The 13,521-nt window shown below is 54.8% G+C and carries 15 protein-coding genes; 6 read left to right on the plus strand and 9 right to left on the minus strand.

The features are described 5' to 3' along the window. Positions 1-2: 2 nt before the first annotated feature. Complete coding sequence (locus KV190_RS08650; protein ID WP_460192841.1) at positions 3-665, plus strand: LbetaH domain-containing protein; 663 nt, start codon at positions 3-5, stop codon at positions 663-665. Here KV190_RS08650 and rlmD read toward each other — a convergent pair. Then, complete coding sequence (gene rlmD / locus KV190_RS08655; protein WP_460192842.1) at positions 648-1,997, minus strand: 23S rRNA (uracil(1939)-C(5))-methyltransferase RlmD; 1,350 nt, start codon at positions 1,995-1,997, stop codon at positions 648-650. The two genes, KV190_RS08650 and rlmD, sit on opposite strands and share 18 nt — an antisense overlap. 129 nt (positions 1,998-2,126) lie before the next feature. Between rlmD and KV190_RS08660 the strand changes: the two genes are divergently transcribed. Next, entirely contained in the window at positions 2,127-2,651 is a 525-nt protein-coding gene (locus tag KV190_RS08660) for an alpha/beta hydrolase (protein WP_460192844.1), read from the plus strand. A 71-nt stretch (positions 2,652-2,722) separates the two neighbouring features. Here KV190_RS08660 and mreD read toward each other — a convergent pair whose 3' ends face one another. From mreD to KV190_RS08690, 6 genes are all read right to left on the minus strand, one after another. Beyond that, a complete protein-coding gene (mreD, locus tag KV190_RS08665; protein WP_460192845.1) occupies positions 2,723-3,250 on the minus strand; it encodes a rod shape-determining protein MreD in 528 nt (175 codons plus the stop codon). After that, positions 3,216-3,980: a rod shape-determining protein MreC gene (gene mreC / locus KV190_RS08670; RefSeq protein WP_460192846.1), complete on the minus strand. Its 765-nt coding sequence runs from the start codon at positions 3,978-3,980 to the stop codon at positions 3,216-3,218. The genes mreD and mreC overlap by 35 nt, the downstream gene beginning before the upstream one ends. Before the next feature lie 12 nt (positions 3,981-3,992). Beyond that, the gene (locus tag KV190_RS08675; RefSeq protein ID WP_460192848.1) at positions 3,993-5,033 is read right to left on the minus strand and encodes a rod shape-determining protein; all 1,041 of its coding nucleotides are present in this window, start codon (positions 5,031-5,033) and stop codon (positions 3,993-3,995) included. A 187-nt stretch (positions 5,034-5,220) separates the two neighbouring features. Next, positions 5,221-5,580, minus strand: coding sequence for a YtxH domain-containing protein (locus tag KV190_RS08680; RefSeq protein WP_460192849.1), 360 nt, complete (start codon positions 5,578-5,580; stop codon positions 5,221-5,223). After that, positions 5,577-5,891 (minus strand): hypothetical protein, encoded by a 315-nt coding sequence (locus tag KV190_RS08685; protein ID WP_460192850.1) that lies wholly within the window; start codon positions 5,889-5,891, stop codon positions 5,577-5,579. The genes KV190_RS08680 and KV190_RS08685 overlap by 4 nt, the downstream gene beginning before the upstream one ends. Positions 5,892-5,912: 21 nt before the next feature. Further along, the gene (locus KV190_RS08690) at positions 5,913-7,115 is read right to left on the minus strand and encodes a CemA family protein (RefSeq protein ID WP_460192851.1); all 1,203 of its coding nucleotides are present in this window, start codon (positions 7,113-7,115) and stop codon (positions 5,913-5,915) included. Between the two features lie 78 nt (positions 7,116-7,193). Between KV190_RS08690 and KV190_RS08695 the strand changes: the two genes are divergently transcribed. The 4 genes from KV190_RS08695 to KV190_RS08710 are packed head-to-tail and all read left to right on the plus strand — an operon-like array spanning position 7,194 to position 10,945. Further along, on the plus strand, positions 7,194-9,308 hold the full coding sequence (locus tag KV190_RS08695; protein WP_460192852.1) for a lytic transglycosylase domain-containing protein: 2,115 nt from the start codon (positions 7,194-7,196) through the stop codon (positions 9,306-9,308). 40 nt (positions 9,309-9,348) lie between these two features. Further along, positions 9,349-10,071, plus strand: coding sequence for a M15 family metallopeptidase (locus KV190_RS08700; RefSeq protein WP_460192854.1), 723 nt, complete (start codon positions 9,349-9,351; stop codon positions 10,069-10,071). After that, a complete protein-coding gene (gene fabG / locus KV190_RS08705) occupies positions 10,068-10,772 on the plus strand; it encodes a 3-oxoacyl-ACP reductase FabG (RefSeq protein ID WP_460192856.1) in 705 nt (234 codons plus the stop codon). Before KV190_RS08700 ends, fabG begins: the two co-directional genes overlap by 4 nt. A gap of 11 nt (positions 10,773-10,783) precedes the next feature. Next, positions 10,784-10,945 (plus strand): hypothetical protein, encoded by a 162-nt coding sequence (locus KV190_RS08710; protein ID WP_460192858.1) that lies wholly within the window; start codon positions 10,784-10,786, stop codon positions 10,943-10,945. Here the strand turns inward: KV190_RS08710 and KV190_RS08715 are convergent. Beyond that, positions 10,932-12,131 (minus strand): LL-diaminopimelate aminotransferase, encoded by a 1,200-nt coding sequence (locus tag KV190_RS08715; protein WP_460192859.1) that lies wholly within the window; start codon positions 12,129-12,131, stop codon positions 10,932-10,934. The two genes, KV190_RS08710 and KV190_RS08715, sit on opposite strands and share 14 nt — an antisense overlap. Beyond that, a complete protein-coding gene (ftsY, locus tag KV190_RS08720; protein ID WP_460192861.1) occupies positions 12,128-13,498 on the minus strand; it encodes a signal recognition particle-docking protein FtsY in 1,371 nt (456 codons plus the stop codon). The genes KV190_RS08715 and ftsY overlap by 4 nt, the downstream gene beginning before the upstream one ends. Positions 13,499-13,521 lie beyond the last annotated feature (23 nt).

Raw genomic sequence — 13,521 nt, forward strand, 5'->3', positions numbered from 1 at the left:
CAATGCCCCTGCCGCCCTTAGCCCTGCCCCCTTCACCTGCGGTTCGCATTGTTGGTGATGTGGTGGTGGATCCCCAAGCCGTTTTGGCACCGGGGGTGTTGCTTTGGGCAGAAGCAGGGGCTTCAATTCGCATTGCCGCAGGTGTCTGTATTGGTATGGGCAGCGTCATTCATGCCCACGGCGGCACCATTGAAATTGGCGAAGGGGTCAACATTGGCGCAGGCGTGCTGCTGATTGGGGCAGTGACCATTGAACCCCATGCCTGTATTGGCGCCAGTAGCACCGTGATGCAAACAACGATTCCGGCTGGTGCTGTGGTCGCCGCCGGTTCTCTCCTTGGTGATAGTAGTCGCCGTTGGCAGCCCCCCACAGAAACGAGTCACCCCCAAGAGCATGCCGTTTCCTCCGAGGATCCTTGGCAGGAGCCACTCACAACCGCCGATTCCTCAGAGAATTCCACACCAGATCAGCAGGACTCTACAGATGCTCCCTCTAGTGCTCCAGAAAGTTCGGCTGCCGCGCCACCAGAGACAAGCACTTCGCCAACACCGAAGACAAGCGTGGTCTATGGCCAAGCCTACGTTAGCAAGATGTTTGCCAAAATGTTTCGCGTAGAGCCAATCCAAACCAGTGACGGTAATCATACCCTAGGAAGTAGTCAGTAAAGCAACCGTTTCTACATGGGCTGTTTGCGGAAACATATCGAGGGGCTGGATTTTTGTTAGTTGATAGGCGCCGGTAGCGCAGAGGTGAGCTAGATCACGTGCCAAGGTGGCGGGGTGACAACTGACATAGAGAATGCGCGGTGGACGGTTGCGGAGAATGGCCTCAAGAACGGGGCGATCGCACCCTTTGCGTGGTGGATCAAGAATTAGCACATCCACGGCCTGATCCAACTGGGGCAGCCACTCCTCGGCTCTGGCGCAGAGAAAGCGAGCATTGTTAATGCCATTGTGTTGGGCGTTGGCGATCGCCTGTTGTACCGAGGCAGGATGCACTTCCACGCCAATCACTTCAGCGACAGCGCCGGCAAGGGGTAGGCTCAGTGTCCCGACTCCACAGTAGAGATCCAGCAGTCGTTCGTGACCCGTTGGGGCAATCCACTCTCGCAGCGTGGTGACCAGTTGCTCCGCTTGCGCCGTGTTGACTTGAAAAAACGTCGTCGAGGCAATCTGAAACTTCACCCCTGCCATCTCTTCCCAAAGGTAGGGTCGCCCCGCCAATACTTGTGTCTCGTCACCAAAGATGCGATTTCCCACTTGATGATTGAAGTTGACACAGACCCCCACTACCCCTTGAAACTGCTGTAGCCAACTTTCTGCCTCTGCCTGCAAGCCAGCGGGTAATGCCCCTGCGAGCACGAGGGTAATGAGCTGCTCCCCAGTACGCTGACCAATGCGCAAACCAAGGTGGCGCAACCCCGCTTCATGGGTCTGTTCGTTGTAGATCGGCCAAGGTTGTAAGGCTTGTTTCAGGGCAGCCAAGAGTGGATTGAGGCGCGGATCCTGCACTGGACATTGATTCAGGTTCACTAGGTGATGGGAGCCTTTTTGGTAATAGCCGGCAACCACAGCACCGTGGCGGCGACCGAGGGGGTAGGTCACTTTATTGCGATAGCCAAAGGGGTGAGGGGCAGCCAAAATCGGTAGGAAAGTTTGGGGTTTGAGATGACCAATGCGGGCGATTGCATCCTTCACCAGTTGTTCTTTGGCCGCCAATTGCGCCCCATAGGCCACACACTGCCACTGACAGCCGCCACACTTATCAGCGACAATACAGCTTGGCCGCACCCGCTGTTCAGAGGGCTGCACCACCTCCAAAACCTTGCCGTGGGCATATTGCCGCTTGACATGGGTCAGTCGCACCCGCAGGCGATCGCCCGGAACCGTATCCGCCACAAAGATCACCCGATCCTGCCAGCGTCCTACCCCCTCCCCCGTGTGGTTCAAGGAGTCAATTGTTAACTCGATGGTGGCGCCCTGCTGCCAAACGCTCATTAATCTACGTCTAAACCCACTAAACGTTAGGGATAAGTTAAGGAGAGCCAGCAAGCTCTATTTTCGCTGCTATACTGCTAGCGGTGCAATCCGACGTTTGTACTGAAGTGATTTTGGAGTCGATCCCCTATGCTGAAGCGTCTTTCGCCTTGGTTACTGGCACTGGCACTACCCGTGGGTGCCCTTTTCACCACCCCTGCCAAAGCAGCTAACTTTGTCTCCCTCACCTATGGTCCCTTTCAGCGCTCCTTCCCAATGTCGGAGCTAGAGGAATTTGTGTCCACCCAAGAAGCCACGGGAGAATTGCGAGCATTGATGCGGTTCGTTCCCAAAGATGACCAAGCCAAGCTCCTTGAATTCTTGGGTATGCGGCTGCCCTTTAATGTTGTGCAAACCGATAAAATTCTAGCCAGTCCCATTGGCAAAGATTTACTTAAACAATTTTCTCAGGTCACGATTCGCCGCGATAAAGCTGGTGAAGTGGCTCTCCGTGGTGCCATGCTCACTGCCGCTGCTTCCCCGGAAGGGTTGAGCATGATGTCATTTTTGAAAAACTACCCTGCTGAAACCATCAACCTTGATTTGCGCAAGCTCAACCAAATGCTCAAGAAACAAGATGGCATTATGAGTATGCTAGGTAACTTACGCCCATAGCGCCCAACGATATGAGCTAGATCAACGATTCCGGTGCAGGGGTAAAGAGGCTCCTGCATTTTTTTGTGCGATTACTCCTGCTCTCGCAACCACGTCCACCAGCGATTCAAGGGGGCATAGAGCAAGGGTGCCCAAAGACTACTCATAATGGCTGAACTAAGCGCAACTTGCCGATGGTGCTGCCAAATCTCCTCGAGGGGAAAGCCACTGCCAAGGCTCATTTGGATGGCGATGACGGTTTGTTGCAGGATGGCCATTGCAAAGGTAATCAGAGCAACCGAAATAAAATCCTCAGAAACAAAGCGCTGCTTTTGCATCAGGGCGGTCAACCCCCCCACCAAAGCTAAGCTGACTGCGTGGCTAGGATGAGGACTGACCAAGCCATCTTGAATCCAACCGAGGGCAATACCCGCCAGTACCCCTTGCCCCCACGATCGCTTGACACTCCACACCACCACCCAGATTAAAAACCAGTCCGGCACCAATAGATGCAAGTTGGGTAAGTGAATAAAGCTCAGCAGGGCACAAAGTGCCACAGAGCCAATGGTAATCAGCGCGTTGAGGCTAGTTCGGTGTAAACGTGTCTGTCGGTTCAGCATAGGGAATGACGGTGACCCATTCAAGGCGATCGATCGGTGCGCCCAGAATAACAGTGGCATGGGGACGGGTGGGATCGCTCAGTTCTACGGATTGCACCTCACCAATGGGAATACCTGCTGGATAGAGACTACTCAAGGCTGAGGTATAGAGGACATCCTTGGGCTGCACCTTCGGGTCTTTCTCTAAAAACTCGACAATCACCTGCTGACTGAGTTGTCCCCGCAGAATCCCCATCTGCCGCGTCCGACCCACCACAACCCCCACTCGACTGGCGGGATCCGTGAGCAACATCACCCGACTGGTATTGGGAGTAATGCTCGTAATGCGTCCCACAAGACCCCCGTTGCCCACCACGACTGAACCAATGGTGAGACCCTGACGACTGCCTTCCCCCAAGAGGAGCGATCGCCACCACTGATCGGAACTGCGACCAATCACTGGAACAATGCGGCCATTCAAATTAGGCAGCATCGGGGCATTCAGCATTTGCCGCAACCGTTGGTTTTCCGCTTGGACGGCGGCCAGTTGCTGCTCCAGTTGCCATGTGCGGGCTTGAATCAGAGCTTGCTGATCGTCCACTGCGCCTTGAAAGGGCAAATTAAGAAGGCGGTACAGTTCACGAATCGCTGCCCCATTGGTCTCGCGCAAAATCCAAGCACTTGTGAGTACCAAAGCAACAAGGACTAAGCCGCCTGCATATCGTCCCCACCAGCGCAGCAGAAAAGCCATAGCTGCTCATCCTTAACCAATCACTGCTGGCTGTGTGGAAAAGACACGAGCGAGGTCTTTGAAGTTTTCCAGCACCCGGCCGGTACCCATGACCACACACCGTAGGGGATCCGCTGCCACATGAACGACAATGCCGGTTTCATGGCTAATCAGGGTATCGAGACCCCGTAGCAGGGCACCGCCGCCGGCCAGCATAATCCCGCGATCGACAATGTCTGCGGCCAGTTCCGGGGGCGTCCGCTCAAGGGTGCGCTTAATGGCTTCAATAATCGCCGAGAGGGGTTCGGCCATGCTTTCACGAATTTCTTCTGCTTTGACCACAACTGTGCGTGGTAGGCCAGAGAGTTGGTGCAGCCCCCGCACTTCCATGGATTCAGAGTCATAGCTGTCATTGGGGTAGGCAGAGCCAATGCGAATCTTGATCTCCTCAGCCGTGCGTTCGCCAATGATTAGGTTGTGTACTTTTTTCAAATATTGGACGATCGCCTCAGAAATTTCATCGCCAGCGACGCGGACGGATTCACTTAAAACGGTGCCCTGCAAACTGAGAACCGCTACTTCGGTCGTACCACCGCCAATGTCCACAATCATGTTGCCCGTCGGTTCTTCCACGGGTAAACCCGCACCAAAGGCAGCGGCGACGGGTTCATCAATCAAATATACTTCCCGTGCGCCCGCACCGCGAGCAGCATCCTCAATAGCCCGCCGTTCGACACCGGTCACGCCACTGGGAATCCCAATCACCACACGGGGGGCAAACAAATTCTTACCGCCGTGCACTTGGCGCATAAAGTGCTTGAGCATCAGTTCGGCACGTTCAAAATCAGCAATCACACCATCCCGCAGTGGACGTACGGCCACCACATTGCCCGGTGTCCGCCCCAGCATGCGCTTCGCTTCAGCACCAACGGCAAGGGGTTGTTTGGTGTTTTGGTCAATGGCAACAACGGACGGTTCCTCTAACACCACACCCCGTCCGGACACATAAACCAGTGTGTTGGCTGTGCCCAAGTCAATGCCGATATCTCGTGATAGCCGACTAAATACTCCCACGATGGTGTACCCCTTCTTTGAATCCTGTTGGTTGTAACAGTGCTGTTACCAAAAAACGTGATGGCAAGATTGTATTACGTTTTGTTTGGAAAATCTCGGTGGGTTCTCCCTCGGTCGAGATTGTTTGCTAAAGAGATAACTCCTCATTATCTTGGCTCATATTTCTTGGCGCATGCCCCACCGCAGGCTATTGATTCACAGCATCCTCTTCATCAGGGTCACTCAAGGCCATGCCATTGGCTTCACGCCGAAAGGTTTGCCGCTGCTGCTGGGTGACTTCGATACCGACGGCGATCGCTTCCTTGAGCCGTTCTAAGGTGGCCTGCCAGCGCTCTTGGGTGGTTTCTGAAAGGCGATCGCGATGTTGCTCAAAACTGGCAGTAATGTCTTCGAGCAGTTCGGGTAGAGCATCAGCGGATTTGCGCAGCAGTTGTCGGGTTTCCTTGCCAGAGCGGGGAGCAATCAACAGCCCCACGACCGTCCCGATCGCGCTCCCTAGGAGCAGCCCCCCCCAAAAAGCACCACCGCCACCCTGTTGCTGACTCATCGCTTTCTCCTTTGCAGGCGGACACCATATCGCCCTATCCAGCTTATCAAGGTTAAAAACAGACGAACATTGCGCTGTTGCCGCCGCCATTTGGGCAATTGCGATCGCAAACCCGACACCCCCCGCTGACCAATGATAATCACCTCAGGGGCACCACCTAAGACCCCGTGGGTACTCCGCTCCGCATCCAGTAGCGCACGGGACACCCCCCGCAGAATCTGGCGCAGTTTGACCAACTGCCACGCCGACCATAATGCAATCAGCGCAATCAGGCAATTGCAGCTAATCACAATCCAGACCATTCGTGGCATAGGGGGCATTGGCATTCGCAGCTACTGGTTCATCTTTTCATAGATTGCCACAGCGGAGGGCGATGTGCGGGTGAGATAGTTAAAGACCCAGAACTTAAACCACGAGTCCATCAGCACGGGCAGCGTGGCAATAAATCCCTTGATCACCGACTCATTTTCGGGGATGCCAAAGTGTTGGTAGACCCCCTTGAGTAAAACGTCCCATCCTTCCGGGGAGTGATAACCAACGAATAAGTCTGTGACGAGGATAATGAGAAAGATTTTGACGGGATTACTCAGGCCTTGGAAGCGGCGACTAATGACTTGGCGAGTAATCACCAATTGGCGACGACCGATGATCGCCAAAATGACGAATGTCACCAGACCCAAGACATCCGCAAAGATATTTTTGAAGCCATCAAGGGTACGGTGGCCCAGTTCCTCATAGAGTTCTGTGGCTTTTTCCTCTAGTTTTTTCGTACGAGTTGCTTCGTCTAAGGGGGGAGAGAGGCCAAGCAGTTCTTCAATTTCTAGCAGTTCTTTGTAGGCAGCATATTCGTGCAAAAAGTCAGCACTAATTTCTGGATTTTGTTGTACCGCCACTAGATTGGGAAAGTGATCCCAGTATTCGTCTAGCAGTGGCTCAAAGATCAGGTTGCGCGTGATCACTTGCACAAAGAGGGGAATTAAAATCAGAATCAACAGCCAGCGAATCGCGATCGCCTCATGCTTGCGTTGGGTGCGCAACTGCTGAACCACCTGTTGCTCGTAATCTGGACTAGTGGTGCCGCGCCAGCGTTCCCAAAAATGATTGCTACGGGATTTGCCACTGTGATTTTCTGCCGTGACTAGCGTTTCAGTGTTTAGGGTAAGGGGATCGGTGACGATGACGCCATCTTCTGCTATTTCTGCTGTTGTCGGAATGGTTTCTTCCAGTGAGCGATAGCGACTGATGACAGATTCAATAAAACTCAGTTTGGCAAGGATTTCGGCTTCCTGAGGGTCACGACTGTCTCGACTCACCCAGCCACTGAGCTTAAATTGGTTCAGGTTAAAATCAATCACACTCAGTTGGCGTTCAACCCGACTTTGGAGGTAGTCATAAACCGTTTGCCCTAGTTGCGGTAGATAGTGAACTGGCTGGCCATTGAAGTGCTTGTCTTCAATTTCCTTAAGGGCGATCGCCCCTCGGTAGGCCTTTTCGAGGGCACCTAGTTGCCACCGCTGAATCCAAGACCGCCACATACTTAATAAGAATGGGGTTGTACTCCCTAGTTTACTGTGAAGATTGGAGAGCGGGGTTGCTAGCTGGAATTGCAAATTATGGTTAAATCACTCCCAAAACGAAAGCATCGGCGAGGCATACGGCCTTGGCTGGTGTCGCTGTTGTTGGCAGCACTGATTGTTGGCGGTGGGCTATTCAGTTGGTACCACTGGCGATCGCCCTCGTTGGCGCCCCTGTACACGCTCACCGTTGAGGCACCCCCCCAAACGTTGCAAGAACTAGAGCAATGGGCACAGTCTGCGGATCCCCTCAAGCGCGATCGCGCCCGCTATCTCTTGGCCGTAGAAAGCCTGAGTCAACAGCAACCCCCAGCCGCGCTGCAATGGCTCCAAAACCTTGAACAGACCTACCGGCCAATGGCGGCACCCATTCTTCTCCTGCGGGCGGAGGCCTATCGCCAACAGGGGGACAACCGCAAGGCCAAGGAAACGTGGGAACAGTTGCTGCGGGACTATGGCAACGAACCTGAAGCGGCAGTAGCACTCCTGAGCCTCAATCAACCGCAACCAGCGATCGCCCGCTTTCCACAGCATCCTGCCGTTGTCAACTATGTGGCGCAACAGTTAGAGAAAAATCCCGATCAAGTGCCCTACCTGAAGCTGGTGGCACGCCACGGCCTCTTTCTGAAAGAGTACGGCACCTACTTGGAAATTTTGCGCCAGCGCTACGCCGATCAACTGACGCCCGCCGATTGGGAAGCGATCGCCTTTGGCTATTGGGAGAAAATGCAGTATGCCCCAGCAGCAGCGGCCTATGCCAAGGCACCATCAACCCCCTTGAATCTCTATCGGGTGGGACGGGGACGCCAATTGAGTGAGGATACCCCCGGGGCGATCGTCGCCTATCAAGCCCTGATCAACCGCTTTCCCCAAAGTTCAGAAGCAGCCCTTGCCCAACTGCGCCTTGCTCGTTTAGCCAAAACGCCGGCGGAGCGTCTCCCTTTGCTGGCCAAGTGTCTTCAGTTAACCACCCAAAATCAAGCACCCGCGATCGCTGCCGATGCCCTTCTGGCACAGTACCAAGCTTATCAGGAACTCGGCAATACCAAGGGAGCACAGCAGAGCCAACAACAACTCTTCAAGACCTATCCCCAAAGCAACGCCGCAGCGGAACTGCGCTGGCAACTTGCCCAAGGAGCGGCCCAAAAACGGCAGTGGTCTCAGGCACAACAGTGGGTTAGCGAGATTCTCAAATTGAACCCTGAGAGTGAGCTTGCACCGCGAGCCGCCTTTTGGCAAGGAAAATGGCAAGGGGAAGCAGGACAACCCCAAGGGCAACGCCAAACTTGGCAACTGGTCATAGAGCGCTATCCCCACACCTACTATGCTTGGCGAGCCGCCAGTCTGCTCAAGAAACCCGTGGGCACCTTTACAACCCTGCGGCAACAGCGACCCTCAGTGGCCGGCGATCGCCAAACCCTACTCCCGCTGGCAACCGGCAGCCCAACATTGCGGGAACTGTATCTACTGCGGCAATCTCAGGAGGCTTGGCAGCGCTGGCAGTGGGAATTCCAAAATCGAGTGACACCGACAGCGGCAGAACAACTCACTGATGGCCTGATTCGCCTTGGCGTCGGGGAATACCTCGATGGCATCTTTATGCTGCAAAACTTGTTTACGCGGGCCGCCAGTGAACCCGAGGTGGCAAGGTTCTTTGCGCCCATGCGCCGCGATGTCCGCTTCTGGTATGCCCTTTACCCCCTGCCCTATTGGGAGTTGGTGGAAAAGTGGTCATTGGCTCGCAACTTAAATCCTCTATTGGTGATGGCCTTGATTCGCCAAGAATCTCGCTTTGAAAAGGAGATCCGCTCAGTGGTGGGGGCAACGGGGTTGATGCAGTTGATGCCAGAGACGGCTGCTTGGATTGCCGAAAAGTTGAACCTAGAGGGCTATTCCCTTGTGGATCCAGAAGACAATATCCGCTTGGGCACATGGTACTTTGACTACACCCACAATCAGTACAATCAAAACACGCTCTTGGCCTTGGCCAGTTACAATGCCGGTCCCGGCAATGTCAGTCAGTGGTTAGAGCGGTTTGATATTAACGATAGCGATCGCTTTGTGGAATCGATTCCCTTTCCTGAGACCTATGGCTATGTCAAGAGTGTCTTGGAGAACTACTGGAACTACTGGCAACTCTATGCCCAGCCCTAAGGAAAATCGTCTATTCTCTAGAGAAGGACGGGACTGAGTCATGGATCAAGAGATTCCTGTTGCGGAGCGGTTACAACCAATTACTAAGGGCAAAGCGGAACCTCGGCGAGGGGGGTGGGCGATCGCCAGCGCCATTGTCCTTGTGGGTCTTGTGGGCGTGGGAGCAGTGTGGTTCCTCAATCGTGCCACGGAATCGCCAACGGCTACGGAAACGGAGCCAACGGTAACGCCCACAGAAAATCTGCTGGGACATCTGCCCTATGAAGAGGCTCCCCTCTCAGAACTTGAACCGGTGAGCGCCGACGGCCAAATTAAGTTACGGCGAGCCGCAGCAGAGCGGTTCCGGGCGATGGTCGCCGCTGCCCAGCAGGAGGGGGTGGTGTTGATGCCCCTTTCGGGATTTCGCTCCAAACAGGATCAGGACTATCTCTTTTTTGAGGTCAAGGAGCAACGGGCACAACGGGCAAGTGAGCGGGCATTAGTGAGTGCGCCCCCCGGCTATAGCGAACACCATACCGGCTATGCCATTGATATTGGCGATGGTGCCCGGCCAGACACCCATCTCAAGGAGACCTTTGAGGATACCCCTGCCTTTCGCTGGTTGGAAAAGAATGCGGCTCGTTTTAGTTTTGAACTGTCCTTTCCCCGCAATAACCCGCAGGGGGTGAGCTATGAGCCTTGGCACTGGCGATTTGTTGGCGATCGCCACAGTCTGCAAACCTTCTACAGAGCACGACAACTGACGCCGAGGGATCAGCCATGAGGGGATTTGCCCATCGCGCGGTTTTAGTGACAGGCGGCACAGGCGGACTGGGTCAAGGGGTAGTGCCGGTTCTCCTCAGTCAAGGCTATACACTGACGGTGCCCTACATTGATGCCACTGCCCGAGACGCCCTCGAAAAGCAATTGGCGGCGGCGGAGTTGGCCAACGTGCGGTTTGTGGCAGCGGACTTGAACAATGAAAGTGAAGTGGCCGCTCTCGTGGAGCGCATGCCGCAATTGAATGCCGTGGTTCACCTCGTGGGTGGCTTTAGTATGGGGGCAACAGCACAATTTGCCCTCAGTGATTGGCAGCAGAGTTTTCGCCTCAATGTGGAGACCACTTTCTTGGTCTGTAAGCACGCTCTTAAACGCATGCAGGCCCAGCAATATGGGCGCATTGTCACCATTGGCTCACGGGGGGCAGTTGAACCAGCGGCTGAACTGGCTGCCTATTGTGCTGCTAAAGCCGCAGTCGTGGCCTTCACGCGGGCGATCGCCGCTGAAACCAAAGGCAAAAACATTACCGCCAATGTGATCCTTCCCAGCATTATTGATACCCCTGCCAATCGGGCGGCGATGGGTGAAGCGCAAGCAGCAAATTGGGTGAGTCCTCGGGCGATCGGTGACCTGATTGCCTATCTCATTTCTGAGGGAGCGGCTGCCATCAGTGGTGCTGTAATTCCTATCTATGGCAATGCCTAGAGTGAGTTGCTATGTTCTTTATCATTTTGCTCATTCTTCTTTGTACGGTCACCAATCTCTTTACGGAGGTGCTAGTTTTAACTCCCCTAGAGGTGTTGCGCTCCATTCATATTCCTACAATTGTCCTTTGGGGCGGTCTGATCCTACTCTTGGCATGGATCATGGGCGACTAGCGCCCGACCCCTGAACGACCGTTTGGCTAAATTCGGCAATTTGGGCAGCCGCCACTTCTAAACAGGGGCGATCGCGCACGAGGGCAAAGCGCACATAACCCTCTCCCCCTTGACCAAAACCCGATCCGGGAGCTGCGGCAATCCCAGTTGCCTTAACAAGGGCTTGGCAAAAGCCAAGGGAATCCCCTTGCCAAGGTTCCGGCAGTTGCGCCCACACATACATCGTCGCTGGCGGGAGGGGCACCGGCCAGCCATGATCGCCGAGGGCTTGGACAAAAGTATCGCGCCGCTGGCGAAAGATCTGCCGCGTTTGCTGGACACAGGTTTGATCTCCCGTGAGGGCGGCAATGGCCCCCCGCAAGATGCCGGCGTATTGGTTAAAATCAATCACCGATTTAATTTGGCGCAGGGCAGCAATGATGTCGGCACGACCAATGGCAAAGCCAATGCGAAACCCACCCATGTTGTAGGACTTGGAAAGGCTATAGAATTCAATACCCACTTGGCGATCGCGATCCACTTCAAAGATCGAGGGTGCCCGCTCTGCATCAAAGACCAGATCAATGTAGGGAAAATCATGCACCAGTAAAATGCCGTGGCGATCGCAAAACTCAACCGCTGTCTTGAAAAAGTCCAAGGGGGCAACCGCCGTGGTGGGATTGTGGGGATAGCTGAGAATCAGTAGTTTTGCCTGCTCTCGCACCGGCAGCGGAATGGCCTCTAAATCCGGCAAAAAGTGATTTTCTGCCCGCAAGCGCAAGGGATACAGTTGTCCCCCTGCAAGATACACCCCCCCCGCATGGGAGGGATACCCCGGATCAAGCACTAGCGCATACTCTTGGGGATTCATCACTGCAAGGGGCAAGTGCGCCGTCCCCTCCTGTGAACCAATCAGCGTCAGCACTTCCCGCTCGGGATCTACCCTGAGGCCAAAGCGGCGTTCAAACCAAGTGGCCACTGCCTGTCGAAAGGCCGCCGTACTGGCAAAGAGTTGATAGCCATAGGTACTAGCATCGCGCACCGACGCTTCAATCGCCGCAAGAATGTGATCGGCGACAGGCAAATCCGCAGAGCCGAGGGAGAGATCTACAATCGGCTGCCCAGTGGCTGCCACTGCTGCCTTCGCCTGATCCATGGCATCAAAGACATTGCCTTGAAAGTACCGCAGGCGATCGGCTAGCCTCATGCTGCCACCTCCGCTTCACTGGAGAGTAAGGCCTCGACAAATTCAAAACTGGAAAAGGGGCGCAGATCCTTAATGCCCTCGCCCGCACCAATGAAGCGAATCGGTAGTCCCAATTCCTGTACCACCGCCAAGGCCACTCCCCCTTTGGCCGTCCCGTCCAACTTGGTTAGGATCACCCCAGTGAGCTGCGCCGCTTCTGCAAACACCTGTGCTTGGCGCAAGCCATTTTGGCCGAGGGTGGCATCGAGAACCAGTAGCGATTCAATTTGAGCATCACCCGCCTTTTTATCAATGATGCGACGGATTTTCTTGAGTTCCTCCATCAGGTTGGCCTTGTTTTGCAAGCGGCCAGCGGTATCCACCAGCAGCAATTCTGTGCCTCGGGCTTGGGCAGCGCCAATGGCATCAAAGACCACAGCAGCAGGATCAGTATTTTTGCCGGGGTTGGCAATCACCTCGACATCGGAGCGCTGTCCCCAAATTTTCACCTGCTCCGTGGCGGCTGCCCGAAAGGTATCTGCCGCTGCAATCAGACAGCGATAGCCTGACTGGGTGGCAATGTGGGCCAGTTTACCAATGGTGGTGGTTTTGCCAACGCCGTTAACACCGGCAATCAACCAGATATTCAGCACGCCCTTTTTCGGAGCAAAGTCGCGGCGGTAGCCTTGTTGAAAGGGGCGATCGAGAATGTCCCGCAGAATCTCCTTCAGGTAGGCGATCGCCTGATCGGCAGGGAGTGTTTCTTGGCGAATTTTTGTTTGCAGCGCCGCAATAATCTGATCCGTGGCCTTGACCCCCACATCCGACTGCAACAGCAGCATCTCAATTTCTTCGACGGCATCCCGACTTAAAGGGCCTTGGCCGACGATCGCCCGCAGTTGATGCACTAGGCCACGACGGGTTTTGCCCAGACCTTGGCGCAAGCGTTGCAACCAAGTAATTTCCTCAATATCCACCTCCTCTGGGCGCCGGCCTTGAGCTGCCAGCACCTCCGCCGACCACAAAAAGCCCTCATCAAGGACAAGGGAGGAGTCTACTGGCTCAGCTTCCACAACGGGCTGGACAGGGGCAGGTTCAGCAACAGCGGTCTCTTCCGACTCTTCAGCAACGGGAACAGGGGCATCATCGGCAGTCGGTGTTTCTGGAGTTTCTTCAGGGGGTTCAACGGTTTCGGCACTCTCCGATTGCTGTCGCGCTTGAATCGACTGGAGTGCGGTTTTTGCCCAGTTGAGGATGCCGGGGGAGGCGGTGGATTCAGTTGGGGATTCTGGAGATTCTGTGGATGGCGCTTCCGTTGGGGTTTCTGGGGGGGGCGATGGCTCCTCACCACTGCCACCAAACTTGCGTCGAAACCAATTAAAAACCATGCCCTATCCTTTGTCCGACTGAA

The sequence above is a fragment of the Thermosynechococcus sp. FA-CM-4201 genome, from assembly GCF_054689355.1.

What these genes read in the sequence shown, in the direction of transcription:
- KV190_RS08650 (WP_460192841.1), top strand. Translation starts at nt 3, where the DNA reads ATGCCCCTGCCGCCCTTAGCCCTGCCCCCTTCACCTGCGGTTCGCATT.
- rlmD (WP_460192842.1), bottom strand. Translation starts at nt 1,997, where the DNA reads ATGAGCGTTTGGCAGCAGGGCGCCACCATCGAGTTAACAATTGACTCC.
- KV190_RS08660 (WP_460192844.1), top strand. Translation starts at nt 2,127, where the DNA reads ATGCTGAAGCGTCTTTCGCCTTGGTTACTGGCACTGGCACTACCCGTG.
- mreD (WP_460192845.1), bottom strand. Translation starts at nt 3,250, where the DNA reads ATGCTGAACCGACAGACACGTTTACACCGAACTAGCCTCAACGCGCTG.
- mreC (WP_460192846.1), bottom strand. Translation starts at nt 3,980, where the DNA reads ATGGCTTTTCTGCTGCGCTGGTGGGGACGATATGCAGGCGGCTTAGTC.
- KV190_RS08680 (WP_460192849.1), bottom strand. Translation starts at nt 5,580, where the DNA reads ATGAGTCAGCAACAGGGTGGCGGTGGTGCTTTTTGGGGGGGGCTGCTC.
- KV190_RS08685 (WP_460192850.1), bottom strand. Translation starts at nt 5,891, where the DNA reads ATGCCACGAATGGTCTGGATTGTGATTAGCTGCAATTGCCTGATTGCG.
- KV190_RS08690 (WP_460192851.1), bottom strand. Translation starts at nt 7,115, where the DNA reads ATGTGGCGGTCTTGGATTCAGCGGTGGCAACTAGGTGCCCTCGAAAAG.
- KV190_RS08695 (WP_460192852.1), top strand. Translation starts at nt 7,194, where the DNA reads ATGGTTAAATCACTCCCAAAACGAAAGCATCGGCGAGGCATACGGCCT.
- KV190_RS08700 (WP_460192854.1), top strand. Translation starts at nt 9,349, where the DNA reads ATGGATCAAGAGATTCCTGTTGCGGAGCGGTTACAACCAATTACTAAG.
- fabG (WP_460192856.1), top strand. Translation starts at nt 10,068, where the DNA reads ATGAGGGGATTTGCCCATCGCGCGGTTTTAGTGACAGGCGGCACAGGC.
- KV190_RS08710 (WP_460192858.1), top strand. Translation starts at nt 10,784, where the DNA reads ATGTTCTTTATCATTTTGCTCATTCTTCTTTGTACGGTCACCAATCTC.
- KV190_RS08715 (WP_460192859.1), bottom strand. Translation starts at nt 12,131, where the DNA reads ATGAGGCTAGCCGATCGCCTGCGGTACTTTCAAGGCAATGTCTTTGAT.
- ftsY (WP_460192861.1), bottom strand. Translation starts at nt 13,498, where the DNA reads ATGGTTTTTAATTGGTTTCGACGCAAGTTTGGTGGCAGTGGTGAGGAG.